General features: G+C 34.6%; 27 protein-coding genes and 1 pseudogene. 26 read left to right on the plus strand and 2 right to left on the minus strand.

Annotated features, from left to right (window positions below; translation table 11 throughout):
* Positions 1-106 precede the first annotated feature (106 nt).
* Together MHB54_RS21390 and MHB54_RS21395 are read left to right on the plus strand one after the other, a co-directional pair.
* The gene (locus MHB54_RS21390) at positions 107-1,528 is read left to right on the plus strand and encodes a restriction endonuclease (RefSeq protein ID WP_340982141.1); all 1,422 of its coding nucleotides are present in this window, start codon (positions 107-109) and stop codon (positions 1,526-1,528) included.
* A gap of 178 nt (positions 1,529-1,706) precedes the next feature.
* A complete protein-coding gene (locus MHB54_RS21395) occupies positions 1,707-2,798 on the plus strand; it encodes a hypothetical protein (protein WP_340981965.1) in 1,092 nt (363 codons plus the stop codon).
* A 163-nt stretch (positions 2,799-2,961) separates the two neighbouring features.
* Here the strand turns inward: MHB54_RS21395 and MHB54_RS21400 are convergent, their stop codons facing one another.
* Complete coding sequence (locus MHB54_RS21400; protein WP_029515468.1) at positions 2,962-3,249, minus strand: DUF6809 family protein; 288 nt, start codon at positions 3,247-3,249, stop codon at positions 2,962-2,964.
* A gap of 153 nt (positions 3,250-3,402) precedes the next feature.
* On the opposite strand from MHB54_RS21400, the gene MHB54_RS21405 reads away from it, so the two are divergent.
* The 17 genes from MHB54_RS21405 (at position 3,403) to MHB54_RS21485 (ending at position 16,805) form a co-directional block, all read left to right on the plus strand.
* Positions 3,403-3,627 carry a helix-turn-helix domain-containing protein gene (locus MHB54_RS21405; protein ID WP_029515467.1) on the plus strand — a complete coding sequence of 75 codons (225 nt, stop codon included), beginning with the start codon at positions 3,403-3,405 and terminating at the stop codon, positions 3,625-3,627.
* Between the two features lie 315 nt (positions 3,628-3,942).
* On the plus strand, positions 3,943-4,914 hold the full coding sequence (locus MHB54_RS21410) for an HNH endonuclease (RefSeq protein WP_254347551.1): 972 nt from the start codon (positions 3,943-3,945) through the stop codon (positions 4,912-4,914).
* 278 nt (positions 4,915-5,192) lie between these two features.
* Complete coding sequence (locus tag MHB54_RS21415) at positions 5,193-5,609, plus strand: DUF2569 family protein (protein WP_075154548.1); 417 nt, start codon at positions 5,193-5,195, stop codon at positions 5,607-5,609.
* A gap of 691 nt (positions 5,610-6,300) precedes the next feature.
* Entirely contained in the window at positions 6,301-6,795 is a 495-nt protein-coding gene (locus tag MHB54_RS21420) for a hypothetical protein (protein WP_340981972.1), read from the plus strand.
* Positions 6,796-6,991: 196 nt separating this feature from the next.
* Complete coding sequence (locus MHB54_RS21425) at positions 6,992-7,135, plus strand: DUF6979 family protein (protein ID WP_218639111.1); 144 nt, start codon at positions 6,992-6,994, stop codon at positions 7,133-7,135.
* Positions 7,098-7,385 (plus strand): DUF6979 family protein, encoded by a 288-nt coding sequence (locus MHB54_RS21430; RefSeq protein ID WP_218639110.1) that lies wholly within the window; start codon positions 7,098-7,100, stop codon positions 7,383-7,385. The genes MHB54_RS21425 and MHB54_RS21430 overlap by 38 nt, the downstream gene beginning before the upstream one ends.
* 161 nt (positions 7,386-7,546) lie before the next feature.
* Entirely contained in the window at positions 7,547-8,170 is a 624-nt protein-coding gene (locus tag MHB54_RS21435; RefSeq protein WP_076157320.1) for a hypothetical protein, read from the plus strand.
* Positions 8,171-8,332: 162 nt separating this feature from the next.
* Positions 8,333-8,893 carry an AAA family ATPase gene (locus tag MHB54_RS21440; protein ID WP_076157317.1) on the plus strand — a complete coding sequence of 187 codons (561 nt, stop codon included), beginning with the start codon at positions 8,333-8,335 and terminating at the stop codon, positions 8,891-8,893.
* A 199-nt stretch (positions 8,894-9,092) separates the two neighbouring features.
* On the plus strand, positions 9,093-10,226 hold the full coding sequence (locus tag MHB54_RS21445) for a hypothetical protein (RefSeq protein ID WP_076157313.1): 1,134 nt from the start codon (positions 9,093-9,095) through the stop codon (positions 10,224-10,226).
* 172 nt (positions 10,227-10,398) lie between these two features.
* Positions 10,399-10,770, plus strand: coding sequence for a hypothetical protein (locus MHB54_RS21450; protein WP_076157310.1), 372 nt, complete (start codon positions 10,399-10,401; stop codon positions 10,768-10,770).
* Positions 10,771-10,948: 178 nt separating this feature from the next.
* The gene (locus tag MHB54_RS21455) at positions 10,949-11,596 is read left to right on the plus strand and encodes a hypothetical protein (RefSeq protein WP_076157306.1); all 648 of its coding nucleotides are present in this window, start codon (positions 10,949-10,951) and stop codon (positions 11,594-11,596) included.
* A 354-nt stretch (positions 11,597-11,950) separates the two neighbouring features.
* The gene (locus MHB54_RS21460; protein ID WP_340981981.1) at positions 11,951-12,253 is read left to right on the plus strand and encodes a hypothetical protein; all 303 of its coding nucleotides are present in this window, start codon (positions 11,951-11,953) and stop codon (positions 12,251-12,253) included.
* A gap of 194 nt (positions 12,254-12,447) precedes the next feature.
* A complete protein-coding gene (locus tag MHB54_RS21465; RefSeq protein WP_076157300.1) occupies positions 12,448-12,858 on the plus strand; it encodes a hypothetical protein in 411 nt (136 codons plus the stop codon).
* A gap of 628 nt (positions 12,859-13,486) precedes the next feature.
* Complete coding sequence (locus tag MHB54_RS21470; RefSeq protein WP_340981983.1) at positions 13,487-14,722, plus strand: hypothetical protein; 1,236 nt, start codon at positions 13,487-13,489, stop codon at positions 14,720-14,722.
* Between the two features lie 314 nt (positions 14,723-15,036).
* On the plus strand, positions 15,037-15,381 hold the full coding sequence (locus tag MHB54_RS21475; RefSeq protein WP_340981985.1) for a hypothetical protein: 345 nt from the start codon (positions 15,037-15,039) through the stop codon (positions 15,379-15,381).
* A gap of 153 nt (positions 15,382-15,534) precedes the next feature.
* Positions 15,535-16,221 carry a hypothetical protein gene (locus MHB54_RS21480; RefSeq protein WP_069080340.1) on the plus strand — a complete coding sequence of 229 codons (687 nt, stop codon included), beginning with the start codon at positions 15,535-15,537 and terminating at the stop codon, positions 16,219-16,221.
* Positions 16,222-16,604: 383 nt separating this feature from the next.
* Positions 16,605-16,805, plus strand: coding sequence for a hypothetical protein (locus MHB54_RS21485; RefSeq protein ID WP_160789279.1), 201 nt, complete (start codon positions 16,605-16,607; stop codon positions 16,803-16,805).
* A gap of 366 nt (positions 16,806-17,171) precedes the next feature.
* Here the strand turns inward: MHB54_RS21485 and MHB54_RS21490 are convergent, their stop codons facing one another.
* Positions 17,172-17,921 (minus strand): SDR family oxidoreductase, encoded by a 750-nt coding sequence (locus MHB54_RS21490; protein ID WP_340981988.1) that lies wholly within the window; start codon positions 17,919-17,921, stop codon positions 17,172-17,174.
* Positions 17,922-18,160: 239 nt separating this feature from the next.
* Between MHB54_RS21490 and MHB54_RS21495 the strand changes: the two genes are divergently transcribed.
* The 7 genes and pseudogenes from MHB54_RS21495 (at position 18,161) to MHB54_RS21525 (ending at position 22,699) form a co-directional block, all read left to right on the plus strand.
* Entirely contained in the window at positions 18,161-18,730 is a 570-nt protein-coding gene (locus MHB54_RS21495) for a TetR/AcrR family transcriptional regulator (RefSeq protein ID WP_340981989.1), read from the plus strand.
* A 453-nt stretch (positions 18,731-19,183) separates the two neighbouring features.
* Positions 19,184-19,633, plus strand: coding sequence for a GNAT family N-acetyltransferase (locus MHB54_RS21500; protein WP_340981990.1), 450 nt, complete (start codon positions 19,184-19,186; stop codon positions 19,631-19,633).
* 87 nt (positions 19,634-19,720) lie between these two features.
* The gene (locus MHB54_RS21505; protein WP_340981991.1) at positions 19,721-20,134 is read left to right on the plus strand and encodes a GNAT family N-acetyltransferase; all 414 of its coding nucleotides are present in this window, start codon (positions 19,721-19,723) and stop codon (positions 20,132-20,134) included.
* A 183-nt stretch (positions 20,135-20,317) separates the two neighbouring features.
* A complete protein-coding gene (locus tag MHB54_RS21510; protein ID WP_023989601.1) occupies positions 20,318-20,668 on the plus strand; it encodes a helix-turn-helix domain-containing protein in 351 nt (116 codons plus the stop codon).
* Between the two features lie 99 nt (positions 20,669-20,767).
* Positions 20,768-21,242 (plus strand): annotated as a pseudogene (locus MHB54_RS21515) (hypothetical protein).
* A 406-nt stretch (positions 21,243-21,648) separates the two neighbouring features.
* Entirely contained in the window at positions 21,649-21,966 is a 318-nt protein-coding gene (locus tag MHB54_RS21520; protein WP_264454729.1) for a hypothetical protein, read from the plus strand.
* 196 nt (positions 21,967-22,162) lie between these two features.
* On the plus strand, positions 22,163-22,699 hold the full coding sequence (locus MHB54_RS21525) for a hypothetical protein (protein ID WP_075154541.1): 537 nt from the start codon (positions 22,163-22,165) through the stop codon (positions 22,697-22,699).
* The last annotated feature ends 7 nt before the right edge of the window (positions 22,700-22,706 follow it).

Below are 22,706 nucleotides of genomic sequence, written 5' to 3' on the forward strand. Positions count from 1 at the left end.
TGCGGACATTCTCCTTGGCCCGGCAGTCGCCGGACACCCGACATACGTCGGGTCGTGAATACTGGAACGTTATCTGTAATCGAATTTTATGGGAGGTTAATCATTGATGATTATTTTAGGGGAAAGTTCTGATGATAGAGGAACTCAACTTGAAGAGCTTACAAAACGTATCTTAGTAAGCAAAGGCTATAACAACATAGTTACAAATCATATAGGTCCAGGTGGTGCAGAGATTGATGTTTCTGCAGATTTTTCAAGACCGGGAATTGTAGGAAATCATACTAATCGTTTGATTTGCGAATGTAAAGCGTACAAGTCAGTAATTGATACAACAAGTTGGATGAAATTTTTAGGAAAAGTTTTTATGGAGGAAGTTAGAAACAAAAGTGAGGTACTGGGATGTTTTATAGCTTTATCAGGTGTAAATGGCAATGTGTCAGGAAATTATGATGAACTATTGAAACATAGAAATAATATAACTTTAATTACTGGAGAGAATCTCTTAGAAACTACTAGAGAACTTTACAGTCTTGCTGATATTGAGAGTATTACTCATATTACTAGCAATTTTACAGATAGACCAATTCGAATGATTGATATTTGTTATTATAGAAATTCTGTTTATTTCGTTATTGCATTCAATAATGATGAATACACATTGCTTGACTCAAATGGTGGGATATTAAAGCCAAGTGACGCTCACATTCTTTCAATGATAGAAGAGTCTCTCTCTACAGGTTCTTATGTGAATATAGAAGAAGAACAAAAAGCAAAAAGAAGATCTATATTTATTCAAAAAGCAATTTTGACAGAACTCATGTTAGAAAACGGAGAAGTGGACAAAGAAAAATTAACAAAAAGTATAAATGATAAGTATGTGCCTTGTGAAGAAACAGAGTTTAATAAAGAGATTCAATTATTAATTGAAAAGAAATTTGTATGTTGTAAGGACGTTTTATTTTACATTAATAAAAATACTGATGATATATTTGTTGAACTATTTCGTTTTTTACTGAATGATATTATAATGACCGGCGCATTAGGTTGTGAATACTATGATGGATTGATAACGCATCAAGTTATTCCAAAAATTGAGGAAATACAAAAAGGACTAAAGATAACTGATGATATATTAGAAATTGTAATGTATTTAATAAGAATTTCTCCTACAGCCTTAATAAAATCTTTATATCCAGAGCCAATGATAGTGTCGCATTATGAACAGCAATTAAAAAGCCAGCAAATTGAGTTATTTGATAGAGAATACTTCGTCCAAATGATTTATGAAGGATTTCTAAGTGATTTCAATAACCCTAAATTAAGCAGGTATTTTAGGGAAATAAGAGGAATTGCAGAAGTTGAAAAAAGTCAAATAATTAAAATTAAGAGCAAAGAAAAGCTTTTGTTTAGTAATGAGTGGGTAGAAAGAAAAGCGATCGGACAAATGACAGATGAATACGGAGGACAATATGTTAACTTGCTAGTTTTAGGTAATCAACCAGAACCATGGGAAGAAACGAATAACTAAAAAGATTAGCAAACTAAACAAATTTATTCGCAAAGAAAATTCGACAACAGATAACATAATATTCACGCTGCGGACATTCGTCCTTGGTCCGGCGTTCGCCGGACACCCGACATACGTCGGGTCGTGAATACAGGAACGTTATATGAAATCCCTAATTAAATAGTATAAGGAGAACAAAATGATTAATATTTTTTGTGAGTTAGAGAAAAACACAAGAATTATAGTAAATCAAAGAATTAACGACTATTTAGATATTTATATGACTTTTTATAGAGATCTAGGACCTGAACAAGGATTTCGTTCATTATTCCCACCGATGATATGGATTGAGGATGAAGGGAAATGTATAAAAACAATGATAGAACTAGATGCGTGGACAAGAGATGAATACTTACACCATCTTAAACCGATTCATGAATTTGCATTGTATCGAGTTTTACACCAGACCAATATTGAATTAACTGAAAGAGGAAAAGTAGTGCAAGAAACTCATGAGGAAGATATAACTGAAGACGAGTATATATTGAGCAATCCAGACAATATAGAATTCTATTTAGACATTTTATTTCAAGATCATGATTTTTTATGGGTAGCAGATTATCTGAACGAATTTTTTGAAAACCCTATAAACTTTGTGGAAAATCGAGATGTTGATCTTGATGAGTATCTTGATTTAATGCCGACTGATATTAGAGAAGGATATCGCAGCATTAAAAACTCTCTTTACCCTGCCAATATTAAAGTTTTAAATAGAAAAACTATTCATTCACAAGAAGATTTTTTAGATCATATTGAAAGTATTGTTAACTATTATGTGCATTCAATTACTCTTAAAGATGCTTATAAACTATTATGGAATGATAATGATCTTGCAAAGAAAGAAAAAAGTGCACAGCAACTTTTCCACTTTATGAGTGGAATATATTGTGAAGATAATAATATTGATATAACTCCAGAAGCTGAAACGGGGAGAGGACCAGTTGATTTTAAATTTTCTTTTGGTAATGATTTTAGAGCTTTAGTAGAAATTAAATTAGCTTCCAATGACCTTATTAAAGGATTGAAAAATCAAACAGTTCAATATATGAAATCAGAAAAAGTTGATCACGCGTATTATCTTGTTATATTAATGCACGATGAAGAACAGAAAAACATAGATAAGTTGATAGAAAAAGTTGATGAAATAAGTAGTAATTTCAAATTTATAATTAATACAATTATTATTGATGCTAGGAGAACTAATAAACCATCAGCATCAAAGATACGGTAGTATTTCAAAGAAGTAAGGGACTTCATATAACATAATATTCACGCTGCGGGCATTACGCCCTTGGTCCGGCATTCACCGGACACCCGACATGCGTCGAGTCGTGAATACAGGAACGTTAGACGACAGAATCAAAAACAATAGAAAAAGAGGGTCATATGGCCCTCTAAATACTAGAATTTTGCAATTCACTGAATAGTTGTAGAGCATCTTTGAAACCTTGTATGTAGATACTTCTTTCTAGGATGGATTGGAGAGAAATTTGGGCGTCTTCGTAAAGAAAAACCGTATGTTGAAGTTGATCGGGCAAAGCATCACGAAGCGTTTTGAAATATTGATCTGTCTCCGAAGAAAGCTGAGTGTACTCCTTATGACACTCCAGAAGCTCAGTATAGAGTAATTCTAAACGTATTCTTATAAGCGGCTCTGTTAATGATTCTAATGTATTAATCATATGTTATTCCTCCTTTGATTAACTCTATAGAGTTATTATATAACCTTATAAAGTTAATTACAAGGTGAATATTTGACTTTATAGAGTTAAAACTTCGCTTTTCGTTGATGATTGCTAATTTGGAAGATAAGATAGAACTATGGAGGGGAAAAGATGAACGTAATCAAGTGCAATATACGAGAACTCATGGCACAACATCGAATAGATGATATAACAGAATTGATGGCGAAATCGGGCTTAAGTCGGAATTCAATCAACAAGTTGTATAGGGGAACGAATATAGAAACAACAAAGCTGGAAACCTTATTCAAACTATGCGATACATTTAACTGCAAATTATCAGATTTAATTGAGTATGTACCGAAAGAAAACCAATAGTGAAGGCAGATTCGAGAAGCAATTTCATCGTATAACACAATATTCAGCGGCTCCTTTGGAGCCTTGGTCAGCGAATTAGGATTTGGAGAGGTATTTCAGTAGACCACTCCATTGGGTACATGAATGCAGAAACGTTATCCGAAAGAACCGAGTAATTTTATTGTACATCAAAGTTCTGAGTACTCTGGTTTAGAGAAGCAGAGCAAAACAGATGTACGGTTTGCTGACTGCATGTATTACGTTAATTTTTTCCCCTAAAGCTAGCGAGGGCGCATGAATTACAACCTGAGAATATTTCATAAAGGAGCTAGGGTTATGATTTGGATAGAGATGTCAAAGGACGAAGTACATGGGGGAGGAGAATGGGGATTTACAAAATGCCTTTGGTCACCAGCATATAAAATAGTAGGTGATACCAGACGTATATGGGCATATTGGGATAGTTTAATGCGAGTAAAAGAAGGGGATATTATCTTACATTTAAGAGGAGACTCAAATTCTAAATTCATCGGACATTCAATTGCTGAAACAGATGGCTTTACCACAACACTAAGACCACCTGATCCTGGACCAAATTGGAGTTACGCTGATACTTTTTATAGAGTGAATTTGAAAAAATTTGAACCATTTGATCAGACAATCGAATTAAGTACACTTTTTACTCAAAAAGAAAATCAATTGATGTATTATTTCAATGTAAATAAAGCTAAGAGTTCAGACGAAAAGAAACTCTTATTTTATGTAATTCAAAACGGAAATTTACGTAGACAAAATGGGGCATATCTATCTGAAGTGGATTCAGAATTATACAACATTTTATTTAGTAACAGTAATATTAATACTACTGTTAGAGAAAGATTGGTAATTGATCAGTCCAATACATATGAAAGTCAAAAAACTCTACCTATTAGAATAGGGCAAAGTAATTTTTCTAAAAATGTTCGCGATAATTTTAATCATATTTGTTGTTTTCCAAATTGTGAAGTTGCTGATAGCAGTTTTCTGATTGGAGCTCATATTGCTAGATGGTCTGATAATTCAGAATCAAGAGGAGATACATCCAATGGATTGTGCCTTTGCTTATTTCATGATAAAGCATTTGAAATTGGCTTATTTACTTTAGATGATAACTTATCTGTTTCTATAGATATTGAAAGACTATCTTATTATCATAGTCCAATAAATCAGATAATAGAATCTAATGGTCAAGCTATTAAAGATTCTAAAATACCAATAAATATTAAATATCTAAGGCATCATTGGGCTAGAATTGGATATAGACCATGAAAATAGCTTATAAGTAAAGTTATGGGGTACATTTAACTGCAAATTATATGATCTGATTGAATATGTACCTAGAGAAAATCAATAGTGAGGGCAGAGTCTAGAAGCGATTCCGTCGTATAACATAATATTCAAGCTGCGGCTCCGTTGGAGCCTTGGTCTGCGGGATGGATTTCGAAGAGGCATTTCAGCAGACAACCCTATTGGGGCTCATGAATACAGAAACGTTTTCTGAAACCAATGCTCAATGCAAATAAAAGACAAAAATTAAGGAGCCAATAATGCAATTATCTCAGAATAGTATGAGTGGAATTAAAGGCGGGCTGCTTTTCTTTGTGATCTATTCTTTTTATCTACTTATAAGTAATTTAATAGGTCTTTATTTCGAATTTTATATTTATATGTTAGTTGGAACAATTGGTTGGAATCTTGCTAGAACTATTTCTGTCGGAATATATTTATTTTCTGAAGTCTTAATTATTGTTTCTCTAGTGCTTATATTGAAGAAGAAAAGGAAAGGACCAAATATAATAATTCAAATTGAAATAATCACTATAATATTTGGATTTTTAAACTTCATTCTCACAATTAACAAAATAGATGAACTCCCAAGTTTAATCTCTACAATTATTTTTGGATCAATATGGATTTTGTATTTTAAAAACTCAAAACGAGTCAAAGCAACATTTGAAAGTTAATCAAGAAGGCATTGGCATCAGATAACAAAATATTCACGCATCGGGCCATTCGCCCTCGGTCCGGCAGAGACATTTTGGGGGAGTGGAAGCTGCCGGACAACCCTGCACTGGCTAAGTCCGTCGGACCCGGCGCGTTCGCTCCTTAAGCCAGTGAGGGTTCGTGAATACAAGAACGTTATATGCAACCTGAAAGACAGGGGAAACATAGAGAAGAACAAATGAGTGGGCGCCGAGTGCCATTTCGGCGCTTTTTGTTTAAGGCGCAAAGGGAAAAGACGTCTAAGAAACAAGATAAAAGAAGGTTAAAAACAGAGGAAAAATTAAGTATAAGATTCGATCTGGGAAACAGGAAGCACGAAGACGCTTTGGCCAAGGTAAATGTAGAAGAAGAAAGGACAGAAAGAAGATTTTCAAACAGGACTAAAGATAGGAAAACATAGAGCAGTGCTAAAAAAGAGGTTGTGAAAAAACAGAGAGAAAGCATAAAATTAAGATAAGGAACAAACGTGCAAGATTAAGAGAATTTGGAAGGACACAGGCAGCATATAACATAATATTCACGCATCGGGCATACGCCCTCGGTCCGGCAGGGGGATCTCAGGGAAGCAGAGGCAGCCGGACACACCCAGCACTCGCTGGGCGTCGTAAATACGAGAACGTTAAGTGAAATTACCAAAGAGAGGGTAAGAACTTGATTCTAGATTACTTAAAAAAACATGCTGAGAAGGCATACCGAGAAATCACTAAAATAATAACTTCGCCAGTTTTTTTATTTTCAAATGATCCTAAGTTAATTGGCATTGAAGAAAGTCATAATTTTATTTATATTCATGGATTTAATAGGCTTATAAAGAAGGATAGAGTACCATCAGATAAATTATTAGAAGCGTTTTCTTTTCTTGAGCAAGAAGTAGAGTTATATCTTAAAAAGCATTATACAGATAAGGAATTTGTATTTTACTTAAGTGCCGACGCTCTGGCGCCGACATTTATAATTACATTAGCTTCTTACTATGAAGATACGAGTGTGGTAGAACAAAGTATACCCCTAATTGAATTAATTGAATGGTACAAAGAAAACGCATGTTTTAATGGGCTAGAAATAATTGAGAATAAAACAAATGATAAAAATATTGAGGCTGGGTCTGACTCAGTAAGGACGTATGTAAAGATAATAAGTACTTAGATAGAATTTCAAAGAGGTCGGTAACTTCAACTTAACATAATATTCACGCATCGGGCATGCGCCCTCGGTCCGGCAGAGGGATTTCTGGAGGCAGGAACAGCCGGACACACCCAGCATTCGCTGGGCGTCGTGAATAAAGGAACGTTATGCGAAACAGTTACAGAAGTAGATTAGAAAGTATTAAGGAGGGAATCGTATGAGTAAGTATAACCAAGCGGCTATTAGAGCCGTAGAATTGATACATCAAAACATTAGTATTTCGCCTGTTAAAGCATGGGAAATTGCCACGGCAGAAGTATTTGGTGAGGAAACTTGGGGAGCAAAAAAAAGGATGCCCTAAGAATGCGTTTCTAGGCTTATGCGAAGAAGGTTATGTAAAAGGTGTTTCTACAGGAATCTATAATTCAAGAAAAGACTCAAAGAATAAAGGATATGCAATAAAGGCTGTAAGTATAATACAGAAACAGCCTGATTTATTGAACGATAAAAAGGAACTTTGGAATCAAGTAACAGAAGGAAATGGAATGTCTCATAACTATCAACTAGATGTATTAGAAGCACTTTGGAAGAGGAATTACATACAGATTTGAAGGCTGATTCAAAGATGGTAACTGCATCGCATAACATAATATTCACGCTGCGGGCATACGCCCTTGGTCCGGCATTCGCCGGACACTCAGCATACGCTGAGTCGTGAATACAGGAACGTTAGGTAAAATTCACAAAAAAACTATATGTTGGAGGCAATTTCATGGGAGAATTATTTAAAAGAAATTCGGACATTAACAAAAATGCTTATCCTAACTGGAGAAGAAGCGATTATTCAAGTTGGGAATTCAAAACTTATTCTGAGATGTATAAAAAATGTGGTGATCTACTAATAAGTTCTATTGGAAGTAATATTACAAAGCAAGCTGATGAAGCGATTATTCCAAGCATTTTTCTGTATCGTCATTCAACGGAGTTGATTTTGAAGGCTATTCTTTTGACACATTATTTAATGGATCAGAGTATGAAAAGAGAGAAAATTCAAGAAAAATTAAAAGGACACAGTTTAAAATCTTTGTGGAATAAAACAGAAAACATACTTCATGAATATTTGAGTAAAGCTATTAAAAAAGATAAATCCCCACTTGTATTGATGAAGACTGTTATTGAAGACTTGGACAGCATTGATTCGTCTTCTATGATGTTTAGATACCCTTTTGATGATAAATATGAGAAAGCACAAATGATAGGAGATAAAGAACACAATTACGGTATTGATTATGAACATCTAAAACTAACTTTTAATGAAGCATATAATTATTATGAAAGCTGTTTTTATACTATTTTTAACAAGTATGAAAATTTAGATACTATACCAATCTTGTAAGTATACCCGTTGGGGGGTGAACATCACCTAACATAATATTCACGCTGCGGGCATACGCCCTTGGCCCGGCATACGCCGGACACCCAGCATACGCTGGGTCGTGAATACAGGAACGTTATACGAAAGATCATCAGAGTGAAATTTATGATGGAGGTTATTTAAATGAAGTTGGTTATAATCTTTGGCCCCCAAGCAGTGGGGAAAATGACAGTAGGGCAATGTTTAGAAGCAACAACAGATTTAAAACTATTTCATAATCACATGTCTATTGATTTTGTGTCTCTATTTTTTGATTACGGCACACCTGCCGGAAAGCGTCTGGTTAGTCTAATCAGGCAAGAGATTTTTGAAGAAGTGTCCAAAAGTGAACTGGAAGGACTCATATTTACGTTTGTATGGGCATTTGATCTTCAAAGTGATTGGAACTACATTGAGCAGGTTTCAAACCTATTTGAATCGAGAGGAGGAACCGTGTACTTGGTTGAACTAGAGGCCGACTTGGAAGAACGAAAAAAACGAAATACGACTGAGAATAGATTGATACATAAACCAACTAAACGAAATGTGGAGTGGTCGGAGGCTGAGTTGATTGAAACTCATGAAAAACATAGGTTGAATTCATTACCCGGAGAGATTACTAAACAAAATTATATAAGGATTAACAACAGTGGGTTGGAAGCAAATCAGGTAGCTGAAATGATAAAAGAAAGATTTAAGTTTTAAGGTAGAGAGTCTATCAAAGAAAAATGATCCTTCGTATAACATAATATTCATGCTACGGCTCCCAAGGGAGCCTTGGTCTGCGGATGGATTTCAGGGAGGAATTCCAGCAGACACACCCAGCATATGCTGGGCGTCACGAATACAGGAACGTTAGACGCAATTGCATTGAAAGAATAAACACCACGAAAGGAAGATCTTTATGTATAAATTCTGTGTATTCTGTGGGGAAAAGCCAGTAGATAAAAATAAAGAACATATTATACCCAAATGGTTAATATCAGAGACAGGGGACTTAAAAAGAAATATTAATGTAGGAGTGAACTGGAGAACTAAAAAGGCACTATCTTACTCATTTGACTCATTTGTATTCCCTGCATGTTATGATTGCAATTCTAAATTTAGTTTGCTCGAAGGGAAAGTAAAACAAATATATCTTAAAATTGATAATGATGAGAGTTTGAACCAGATGGATATTGATATTTTTCTTGATTGGTTAGATAAAGTCAGAGTTGGTTTATGGCTTGCATATATAACATTAACTTCAGACTTTTTTGAGGTACAACCCCATCATTTTATTTCAACAAGGGTTTCAAACGCTGATAGAATGGTCGCCATATATAAAGTTAATGATTCGCAGAAAGGGATAGGTTTTAGAGGAGTAAATCTTCCTGCATTTCATTATCAACCTTCGTGTTTTGGATTAATTATTAACAATTATTATTTTCTCAATATCTCAACTCACTCATTATTTTCAAGAAGAATTGGATTTCCCTACATAACGAATCATAGTTATTCAGATGAAGAAATTTATGCGGGTATGGTTGTTGGAGAGTTACAAAAAGGTATTGAAAGAATTATGTTTCCTTTGTTAAGGAAGCGTGTTTTTGGCTCCCCGGTTGAGTTATATCAGCCGATACTAGATAAATCTATGCTTAATACTGAGTATATGACTCGTTACGTTAGTGATAACACTCTCGATATAAATAATGGAAAGGGGAAAATATACTTTCAGGATAGAACATTGGGTAGTAGTTTTTTTCTAGATAACATTACTCCAGTTCCTTTGGATAAACTTAAAAAATATAATAGATTTGAATTGGAATACCTTTTTGCAAAGCAGATATTGGAGTACCAAAATCTAATTCTTGACATGAATAAAATTTCAGATCATATGCTTTCGAAAGACGAAAGGGACATAATAAAGATCAGAAGTAATTTTTCTAAAAAGATAAATAAAATATTGTTGTCTAGGATGAAAACTGAGTTTACAGAGGAAATAATAGAAGCTATAAGTAAGGAATTGGGAAGTGAATTCTATGGCTTTTATTTATGACTCGAAGAAGCAAATGCAACTGCGTCTAACATAATACTCAAGCGTCGGCTCCTAAGGAGCCTTGGTCTGCGGGAAGGATTCCAGAGAAGCATTTCAGCAGACAACCCCTTCGGGGTTCATGAATACAGGAACGTTATGTGTAATTATTGAAAAGATCATGGAGGGGAAATCTATGAAAAAGAAAGAATATAAAGATAGATTAATTGAATTAATTAATGAAGGAATTGAAGAACTAACAACAGACCAAGTAATCCACAAAACGAAATTATTGATTTTTGAATATGAGAAAAAACAAGCGTATAGTACAGAAAATAAGGGGAGACCTTGGACAGATGAAGAGTTAAAAGTAGTATTATCATTTGCACCAACTAAAGAAAACATACTGAAGTTGGCCAAAGGATTTAAACGTAGCTACGGGAGCATTGAACAAATTTTTAGGTGGGCTGTAACCACAGATGAAGAGATTATAAATAAGGGAAGAGAAGATGATAGTTTTATAAAACAGATTAGAAAATTGTATAAAGAGATGGGTTGGAAGGCGTAAAATTAGAATGTCAATCAATGGAGTGATAACTACACATAACATAATATTCGAGCTGCGGCTCCGTTGGAGCCTAGGTCTGTGAGAAGGATTTCGGAGAGGCATTTCAGCAGACAACCCCTTTGGGGTTCATGAATACAGAAACGTTAGGCGAAACTGAGCTTAAGGAAGAAGGAATATAATGCAGTTAATACATAGAAGAGGCTGGGGAATATTCGAGGATGAAGAAGAGGTTTATTTTCACCTAATGGGTGAAAAAGGTGAAGAGCTCGGTTATGCTAAGTGGTCCAATTCACAGGTGAATACTATTTCTAAACAAGAATACTTTTATCATAAGTACGGTCCATACTATGTTGAAATTATGAATTACTTTCAGGACAATCTAACTGATTCATGCAGGTCATTAGATGGCTCCGTCTATGTATCAAACTACCAACAATCAGACATTCATAAGTTTGATAGTAACGGAAATCTAGAATTTATCCATCAAGATATGTTTGATACAGTCTATGGTTTTGCTGTTTCTGAGGATCTGATTTGGGTTGTTTACCCAACAAGGAATATAATAAAATGTTATAACCTTAAAACATACAAAGAATTGTATTCTATAGGAGACATTGAAGGAACCTTATTTAACTTACCTGAAAGTATATACTTTTACGATGAACTTCTTTACGTCTGTGATATGGGAAATCAACGAATATGTACTATACATCCGAAGAGTAAAGTAATAAGTTCTTATAAAGTATTTAGAGAACCGGTATGGGAATATATAAGATCTAATAACTATGAGATCGTAAGACTGAAGTCAGGAATTTTTCGGGTATAACTGTCCGCATCGCCTAACATCACATTTCTACTGCGGGGCATTCGCCCCTTGGTCGCCGGAGGCATTTCAGGAATGTACATACGTTATATGCAACCTGAAAGAAAGGAAACATAAAACCATAGCGAGTGCCTAAACGCTAGGTTTCTTCTATATGATCTTGAATATTTATATTCATGGTTGACTCTCTACTTTATTGAGTTTGAATAATCCAAATAAGAATTAAATTTTGGAGAATAGATAAATTTATAAATGTATTATTTGTAACAGAGATAGGTGTTGTAATACTTTTGCCCTGTTGCTTAAATGATTGATGATTTATAGTAAAGGTAAATAACCAGCGAAAGGATAATGAAAATGAAAACTGATTATCAATGGAAGCTTAAAATGCCCTTTAAATTCAATATAGATTTCAAATCTAATCGAATCATACATTTAGACGACGTTAAAATAAGATTTGTTTTAAATGAGAATTCTTCCTGTTCTAAAATCATACAAGTAAATTATACTGCTGATAACAGGGGGGTTCATGACTTCCATGAAGAATACAATCAAGTAGTTAAACATGTAGGAATAGTGATGCAAGCATTTGTAGAATTCTTGGCTCCTCACTTAGAGGGGGGGGGATTTATAACATCTTTAATGGAGAAGACTTCATAATCCCTTTTGAAGTTGAAACATTTAATTGGCAAGCAACGTATCCTAACCCTGAATTTTTTACTCTTAAACTAGAGAATATTGAACAAGCTATTCAAGATACAAAAAGATTTTTTAATAAAGAAATGGAACTTGAAGATATACTCCAACATAGATATAGACAAGCTTTACATTACTTTAGAGTAGGAAACTTTGAGATGTCTGTATTAAATATGGCTATGACTAGCGAATATTTTTTAGTAAGAATTATTGAAGAATTTGGTTTAAGTCGTAGAGAAGTTGAGAAAAAATACAAAAAAGAGATTAAAAATAATAATGAAAAAAATGGAGGTTTCACTGATATTTATTATAATTTTGCTCTTAAAGAAGTAATGGAGATGGATAAAGGTTTAAAAGAATCTTCTACAGAAATTTTTAATGCACTATGGGTATTACACAAATTAAGGAATGATATTGTACATAACGGAAGTTTTATCTATTCTTTAGGTAATGAACAAAAGTATGAACTGCTAGAGGAATTGTTAAATAAATTTATTGAAGGAATTAATTGCGTAATTGACATTTATGAAAAGCGACAAGAACAAGATAAAGAGGTGGAGAGGGTCTGAGATGTAAGCAACTTGTAACATCCATTCGCGTTGTAGAAATATGCTCTCCGTCTAGTAGAAATAAAAATTTGGGAAGAAAAGATGGAAGACGCTTCGGATCGAGAAAATTAAAAATAACGATTGGAAAAAATATTTAAAGATAGAAGAAAGGATGAAAAAGCATTGTGGATAGATAGAGAGAAGACATAAAATTAAAGGTGGTAAAAAATTAATAAGATTAAGAGAATTTGGAAGGACGCAGGCAGCATCTAACATAATATTCACGCACCGGACATTCGTCCTCGGTCCGGCAGGAGCCGGACACACTTGGCATTCGCCAAGCGTCGTGAATACAGGAACGTTATCTAAAACTGATCATATACAATTAGGAGATACAATCATGCATAGTGACTTGAGTAGGAGATAAAGGGGGGAAAAATCAATATAATTGCATACAAGTATTCTCTAAGGAGAAGAAATCATCGAACATAGATTTCATGTATTTGGACTAACAACGTTTGGTCAATAAGAAGAATTTTCGAGAAGTTGATTCAGCTGATAACCTAAGAACCTAACTCTCGGAAGCTAAAGTTGATTCTTGGGTCGTAATCCAGAGAAGTTAGGTGTCGTTTTAATAAGGAGGCAAGTAATGAAAGCAGTCTTTGAATATGAAGAAGATAATTTTCCAAAAGAATTAACTGATATATCACAAGATACGACAAGGAAAATTTTAGACTATTTTCAGTCCCTATATAAAATTGACATGAAGTCATCTTTTCACAATTATAAGTTGTTAAGACTTCTCTTTTGTTTAGCTCCACATAAAAGTAATATATTGATTGAATCGCTAATAGAATCAGTTAAATTTATTATAGAGACACATGATTTAAAATTAGCAACTATGAATGATTTAGTAGCTGATTCATTTAAAAAGCGTGATGAAGCACTATACTTTTTCTGGGAGTACATTTGTACAGTAAAGCTGATAAGAGATGAAAATTTATCTTTTAGGAAGAAAACTGCCTATAGGTTTACTATGATTCACCAAATTTTAGAGCACATGTTGAAACGTGAAGCATATCTATTATACTCTGCGTTTCAAGTATCAAATGAAAAAGACATAGTGAAAGATGTGAAATTAAACGAAATTATTGAAACTCTGCTTATGCTTCCATTTGAATACTTTAAGAATATTGATTCAAAAAATCTTAAGAATATCTCAATAAATCAATGGAGAAACATTGCAGCACATTCTTCTTATGAGTGTAGCAATGAAAAAATTGATTTCACTTATAGCAACAATAAAAGAAAAGTAATTACATTGGAAGAGCTAGATAAAGTTATTGCAGAAATTTATAGTTTGAGACTATTTGTAAAGTTAATTACAAACCTAACACTCGATATATTACTAATACGATTTTCAAAATACAAAAGAGAATTGAGGTATGTTCCTGAAACTGTTGTATTTGATCTTAATACTTATTATGAGCAATTTGATTCAAGAATAAGAGCGTTTGAATTAAAAGATTCAATTATGATTGAAGATAAGTCTTATAAAGAGGGAAATGAATCATATCTCGAAGTTGAGTTTGAGAGTAATTATGATGAGCGTTTGAAAGTAGTTCAGCTAGCATTACTGTCAATAATTCAATTTTCAAATATTATCAATGAATATAACAGTACTGTGAAGCTAGAAGATGTAGTATGGATATTTAAAATTATATTTCTCGAAGATGATTCAATGGTACAACTCTCTATAAGTTTCGATGAAGTGTCTCTTCTATTAGAGTACCCAGAGGGGTATATTGAAATGATAGAAAGAAAACTGCTGCAATCATCCCCGCCGCATTTAAAAGCAATATTGAGAATAGGAGAAAGACAATAAATAATGAAGTCAGAGAATTTCTCAATTCAATTCAATTGAAGGGCAAAGTATGATTAATGAACACATAGAAAAACTAAGAATAGAAAATACACAACAGATTAATATATTAGATGCTGATTCTAAGTAGTAGCAACAGCAGATAACATAGTATTCAAGCAGCGGCCCCTTTCGGAGCCTTGGTCTGCGAGAAGGAGTTCAGGGAAGTATTTCAGCAGACAACTCTTCGGGGTTCATGAATACAGGAACGTTATGTGGGATGCAAAAATTAGTTTTTAAAACAGCTAAAAAAATCTAAAAGAAGGAGAGATAGTACAATGAAGTTTAGCTATAAGAATTTCTCCTGTGACACCGAGATTTATTACAAAGATAAGGACATAATAGTTAGATTTTTCGATAGCTCCAAAGAACAAGAAGAAGATGACATAATAAATTTAGTTATAGTTGACCCTGGGTATGGCTATCTTTGTTTGAAATATAAAGGAGATGCAGCACTCTTAAGTGGATTCCTAGATGAAGATGTTTTCTCATCAGAAGACTATATAGATGCAGCAATTAGTTTTATTGAAGTCTTAAGTCCGAATTCAAAGTATGTTTATACCCCATATCATATTACACTCTTTAAACAAACCAGTTTTATTGAATACAATGGAGAATACTAAAATAGACTGTAGGAAGTTCGAAGAAGACATCCTCATCATATAACATAAATATCCAAGCTGCGTCTCCTTCGGAGCCTAGGTTTCGAATAGGGATTGCCCCTTTAAGTTCATGAATACAGAAATGTTATCAGAAAGACTACGAGGAGGAATATAATGAAGCTATTTCATGGAGAACAAGTCTTAATTAAAGAAAACAATCTCTTACAGCCACAAATACATACTCCTCTTGGAATAATTGAATTTTCACTCACAGTCTCTGATAACTTCTATCATCCAGAACAAAGTTATAAACTCAAAAATGGTGGGTCATTATATAAATATTATTATGATTCATTTGATTGTGAGCTAGTTGTCTGTAGACCCCAGCTCAATCACGCTTTACATTTGACAGTAGAAGAGTGTTGGGGAGCAGTATTTAGAATAAAGCCTTATATGAATGCTCAGATAAGTACGTGCAGCTTTTCTGCTTCTTGGAAAGAGGGTTACAGTTGGACAGATTATGGATCTAATACTGGGGAAGATCTTGAAGCTGTCGAATACGAGAATCAGGTATACCGTTTACACTTGGGAACACAAGACGGGGATATGTTAATGGCAAGAAGAAATCAAGGAGATATGATTCCTAAATCGCTATGTTTGAACTCTGACTTTGAAAAGTACGGTTTTATCTTAAGTTCTGATAAAGGCATTAAAATTCCTATGACACTAATTGATTCTAATGAGATATGCCAAGTACATTTTTTAATTGCTTGGAATAAGAATATCAAAGAGGATGTTTCAACGTGGTTGGCTGTGGACCAGTTCTCAAATGAAATATTAAAGGGAGAAGAAATTTTGTAAATACCCTCAAAATTGTCATAGTCCATCTGATAACATAGTATCACGCATCGGACATACGCCCTCGGCCCGGCAGAAGGATTTCGGAAAAGGAGATAGTTGCAGGACACCCTAGCATTCGCTGGGGTCGTGAATACAGAACCGTTAGATGAAATCACCCAAATAAATAAAACCATCTAAAAAGGGTGAAAAGAAAAAATGATAAAATCTATTAGCATTGATGAATGGATTGGGACCACATTCAATGAAGAAATAGTTATGAATCCTACATGGGCAGACATTTTAAGTTTTTTAAGAAAACTCGATGGAGATAAATTTACATTAGTTTTTTTGAGGTACCAGACACAGATTCAGCATTAGTTGGAGGCGGAACGGAATATTTCATAGTGTCTATTACAATTGATGGTAATATATATACTCTTATGAACGATAAACAGGGAAACAATGAAATTCTTCTAGTTGCTGGTGGTCAGTTAAGCAATTATTGCGATAACATTTGTATAGAATTAATTCCTATGATTGAAGTAATAAAGTATTATTATGAAACTGGAAAACTACTCGAAACACATAAATGGAAACAAGAATAATAATTACTTTGAATGCAACTCGAAGAAGTGGACAACATCATCTAACATCGAATTAAACGCATCCGAGTAGGACAAGCTCTTCGCTTGGTCTGGAAGAGGTGTTTCGGAGGAGCCGATTCACCGGACACATTCGACCTGTTAAGTCTGAAGAGTATTCCTAATGGTCACCTTATACTGCTTGAACTTCAGGAATACCCAAACGCTATGTGAAATCAACGGGATTATTTAAGAGACAAACATAGGTGTGACCGCTTGGCGCTTTTTCTTACTCCACGAGCAAGTTGCAATAAAATGAACATGAAGTAGATAGAGCTGAGTGTCTACTTCATGTTCGCCTAAACTTTTGAAAATTGAATTACAGGTGGATCAATGGATCTTTGGAGGTTCAGAATTCATCCTATCGTTAAGCTGCGTCACAAAATCACCTTCGTTCCGGCCGGGGTTATTTCGAAACATTTTCGCTTCTTCCACCAGAACTTCGTCTGTATCCGTACCAAGTATCTTTATTGTTGCATCAATGAATGAAGTAAGTGGCATCGCCCGTGGTTCATCGTTGTTGCTTTGAACCCATGGGGGCACAATTTCTATTACTTTTACCGATGTGTCTTTAAGCATGTACCTTTGGGACAGCGTATAGGTATGAAGTGCTGCCTTCGTCGCGGAGTATACAGCAGTTGTCGCTAATGGTACAAATCCAAGTATTGAAGTCGTGTTGATGACAACCGCTTCTTCTTTGGACTTCAAATGCTCGATGAATGCAGAAGTCAACCGAATGGGACCTAGCAAGTTTGTAGTGACAGTCGAAATCAAAACATCCTCATCGATCATGCCCGCCGCGTCATCGGACTGTATGATGCCGGCGTTGTTAATCAAGACATTCACATCCGGGTATTCTTCGATTAGCTGCTTGGCGGCCGCCTCTATGCTGGCAGGATCTTGTACATTCAATTCCACTGCGGACATGCCGGGATTCGCTTTGATCGTCTCCTCCAGACGCTCTTTACGTCGACCGGAGATAATAACCTTGTTTCCAAGATTGTGGAGAGCTTCTGCTAACGCACGTCCAATTCCCGAACCGCCGCCTGTAATAAAAATCGTGTTTCCTGTAAGTTTCAATTTTTAAACCCTCCTAATTCAATGTAAATTAAATTATCCAAACATTGTAAAACAATAGATTTCATGATTACAGCTCCTCTAAAATTGAACATATGTTGAATCATCAACATAAATTTTATAAAGTGAATGTAACAGAGCGGTATATGGGGTTCAATGGTTAAAACAAGCGTGGTTGTTGATTTTTCAACAGAGGACTTCGAAATGTTCATTTTTTCGGATGGTACAAAGGGGAGAAGGATATGGACAGGCGTATTCAAAAATCGAGGCAAGCCATTATTGATGCTTTTATGAGGCTGATGTCAGAAAAGGAATTCGAGAGAATTACGATCAATCAAATTGCGGAGGAAGCGAATGTCAATCGCGGAACGGTTTATTTGCATTTCGCTGACAAGTACGATCTACGCGATCAATGCATGGAAGCTCAAATTAACGAGTTACTGCGCAATTGTATGTCTGAAGATAATTTCTTTCATCTCCCTTCCAAAACCGCACTACTGCGCACGTTTGAATATTTGGAGCAGCATGCTTCATTCTACTCTAGAATGCTAACGAACAAGGGAAGTACGGTTTTTCGGAACCAAATGGAGACAATGTTTCGGCAAAGTCTGAGCGAGCATCTGGATTCGATCAACCTCGATCAGGAAATGAACAGGGACATTACGGTGCAATTTTTAATTTCAGCAGCGGTGGGGGTAGTGGAATGGTGGATTACTCGTTCGATGCCATATCCGGCATCGGTCATGGTTGAACAATTTTGGAATTTGCTGAACCGTGGTGTCGAGGGACACGAACGAACATCGTCCATTTGAGTCTCTAATTTAGAGGTTTTATACACAAACGTTATCAGAAATTCTTGAATTACTAAAACATAATAATAAGATCTCAAAAGTACTAAAAGCTATAGTATAAAGAACGCGAAAGAACTGGAGGTCACTTTATGGATACACTCTTTGCCAATTGGAATTAATATAATTCGAAAAGATGCATATGAACTAATAATCAAACTACAAAATGGAAAAAGACCATATAAGAAAATTCGCTGATAAAAAAATTTGCAGATTGATTTTGAATGCATAGTGAAGAAGTTCGGTAACTTCTGATAACATAATATTCAAGCATCGAATTCTCACGGAGCTTTGGCCTGTTGGGATGGAGTTCGAAGAGGGATTTCAGCAGACAACCCCTTTGGAATTCATGAGTACGGGAAGGTTAGGCGAAACCTGTGTAAGGAAAAAAGTAAAAAGAAAATGGAGGTATGTTTGGTGCTGACACTAGAAAAAGCTAGAAAAAATGATGCACAAAAACTTGCTGAAATACAAAAGGCCAGTTTTGAGGATGAGTCAAAGCATTTTAATAACAACGAAACCGTTGGGCCAATAGGATATGACTCCATAAGTTGGCAAGAAGAGATGATGCAAAATTGCGAATATTTCAAGGTGCTCTTTAATGGAGAAATAATCGGGGGAGCTTTGATATTCGTAGAATGTAATCAAGTGCATAATCTAGGAAGAATCTTTATTGATCCAAATTTTAAAAATCAAGGAATCGGAACGAAGGTGATGGAGAAAATTGAAAATAAATTTCCAGACAGCACTGAATGGTGGCTGGATACTCCTAGCTGGAGTGTGAAGAATCATCACTTCTACTCAAAGTGTGGGTTTACTAAAGTTAGAGAAGAAGGTGACTTATACATTTTTAAAAAGACTTTATAAACTTATGTAATGTACAAACGTTATGAGACATCAGTACTATGTGTTACCAAGAAGATATTCAATGAAAGTGAAATGGGAGGATCTACAATGAAGATTGATTTTGCGATTGAATCAGATTATGAGTATATCTCGTTAAGAGACAAGCACATACATAAGACATTGATAAGACCAAAAATAAAAGAAAATGAAATTCTAATAATTAGAGAATCCAATCAAGAAATAGGTTGGATGAGATATGGATTTTTTTGGGACAACACACCATTTATGAATATGATATGGATAGATGAGGAGTATAGAGGAACAGGTATTGGTAAAAAAGTTGTCCACTATTGGGAAGAATTAATGAAACAAAAAGGATTTGAAATGGTCATGACCTCAACACAGTCGAATGAAGGAGCTCAGCATTTTTATAGAAAGCTTGGATATAGAGATGCTGGATGTTTAATGTTTGAGAATGAACCTCTGGAAATAATACTGAAAAAGGATTTAAACAAAAATTGACGTTGAGTAAATCAAGGCAGGTACTGACATCTGACAACATAATATTCAAGCTGCGTCTCCAATGGAGCCTAGGTCTGGTTGGATTTCGAAGAGGGTTTTTGCAGACAACCCCTGACGGGGCCCATGAATAAAGAAGTGTTATCTGAAATACGACAATTGATTTATTTATAGGAGGCAAGAGCAATGAATCGACTAAATCTAAGTACAATAATTAGTTCTTTCATATTAGGTCTCTCTATTGTTATTACTGGCTTGTTTATTAGTCATTCCGGAGACAGAGAACTGAACAAAAACGGAACAAATCATAAAGAATATAAACCACTAATGACAATCAAAGAAACAGCTGGTTACTTAAATATAACTGAACCCCAAGTAAGGACAATCATTTCTAGTGAGGAAAATATGTTAGAGACCACTGGTTCATATTCTGGTAAGATGTTTCCCCTTATTAGAATTGGAACTGATATTTATATAAGTACAGATGGATTAAATGAATGGTTAAAGGAGTCCACAACACAGAGAACACAATATTAGAGAAAGCACTCGAAGAAGGCCGTACATCAGATAACATATATCATGTTATATGAAATATATGCAAAAGTTAACTTTGTGAAATAATGAAAGGAAGCAAGAATGAAGAGATATATTGAATTTTCTTTCTATTTACCGTTTTTTGATTTGATAGATGATACAGATGGGGTGTTTAGTTTAGAGGAATTAATGAGACAACTAAATATAAGATTTAATATTATGGAATTATATAACCAGTATTTATCATATGGAGAGGGTGTTTCCAGAGTAGGGAAGGGAGATGTTTTTGTGTTTTTCACGAAATATTGATAAGAATATTTTTATATTAATAGATTTGTTCAATGACTTTACTGATCAGCATAACATGGTGAAATTAGGAGTACGCTGTGAAATTAATCATGATAAGCGAATAAGGGATATCTTCAATAATATTCACTTAAGGGCAGAGATTAAAAGTAAAATAAATGAGAGTGATGATGATTTACTGAAGTTGGATATCAACAGTGAAGATTATCCAAAAGAGATTCCTTATGGGGATCATATATACATAAAGAACATCTATTATAACACCATATAGGTATTATGCCAGCAGTTCAAGAAGGCAGATACATCATATAACATAATATTCAAGCTGCGGCTCTGAATGGAGCCTTGGTCTGCGAGATGGATTTCGCAGAGCATTCTAGCAGACAACCCCTTTGAGGTTCATGAATACAGAAGCGTTAGATGAAAATCACCATATAAACCAAGTTGAAAAGTGGGGAGCATAGTATGGCGAACACCATTTCATTACCAAAAGAATTAAATGATGTAGTTGAACCCATAGGTATGTCAAACGGATAAACTCAGTTTTTATTGAAGTTCTAGCTATTAGTGGATCAATACTAGCTAAAACGAATCGAGAAAAAGAAATAATTATTTGGCTAGCACAAAGGGATCAGTCTGTAGTTGGAATAGGAACAGTTGGTTTTGATATTGATGAAATGCCTTGGACTATAGACTCTTTTGAAAGCGAGAAAAATTTTATACTAGATACGATTTCAAATGCAGCAGATGGCTTAGGGTGGGACAAATTAAGCTATAAACCACGTCAAGATTGGGTTGTTAATTGTTTGAATCAATTTGGCTTAATGATTAAAGTATTTAATAAAGAAGATGTTGACATGGACAATTATATAGAATGGTCAGAAATTGAAGAGGAGGATGATAATCCTACAATTCCAAGAGGGTATCCCAAATGCGAAAAGCATAACATCTATTTAAATTGCCATGGATGTATACTTTGCAATAATGGAAGCTGAATTAAGGACTGTAGGTATTCCATAGAAGATGTAATGATCATATGACATAATATTCATGCTTCGGGTCTTGCAATGGCCTTGGTCTGCCAGAGGGATTTCGAAGAGGCAGGAGCAGACAGACAATCCCTGAGGGAGTCATGAATACAGAAACGTTGGGCGAAATATTGTGATCATACAATGAAGTTCGGGGAGAGCGATGAAGATTTTCTTAAAAAAAGTAGATGAAAATAAACTTGATGTACTGTCAGTAAATATGGAAATTGACATAAGAAAAGAATACAAAAATATAACAAGACACAATGGGCGAATGGTCCATGTTATTGATTGGAGGATAGCTTTATATATAAACGGAAATAAGTTGCACGAAGATGAAGTGTTTGTTGAAGACGAATTTTTAAAATCATTAATTTGTCCAGGAAAGTATCCTATGTTCACTTGTACTTGCGGTATATTTGGTTGTGGGGGATACAATGTTGAAGTCAGTCATGAGGATGATAGATTGTTTTGGTTAACTGAGCAATCGCCTTTTAAGGAACAATTCGTTAAGACTTCTAATAAATTTGCTTTCTCTTGGGACCAAATAATAGATTTTTTAGAAGAATTAATACATAAATTTGATGATCTAAAGAGCATAATGATTACGCATGGCTTGAATTTTCAATATGATGTAGAAAGATATAGAGGAGTAATTAAAACGATAAAAGAGCGAGCAAATCAGAAAAATAATAATTAAAGCAGAT

The organism is Paenibacillus sp. FSL M7-0802, assembly GCF_038004945.1.
Classification (GTDB): domain Bacteria; phylum Bacillota; class Bacilli; order Paenibacillales; family Paenibacillaceae; genus Paenibacillus; species Paenibacillus polymyxa_B.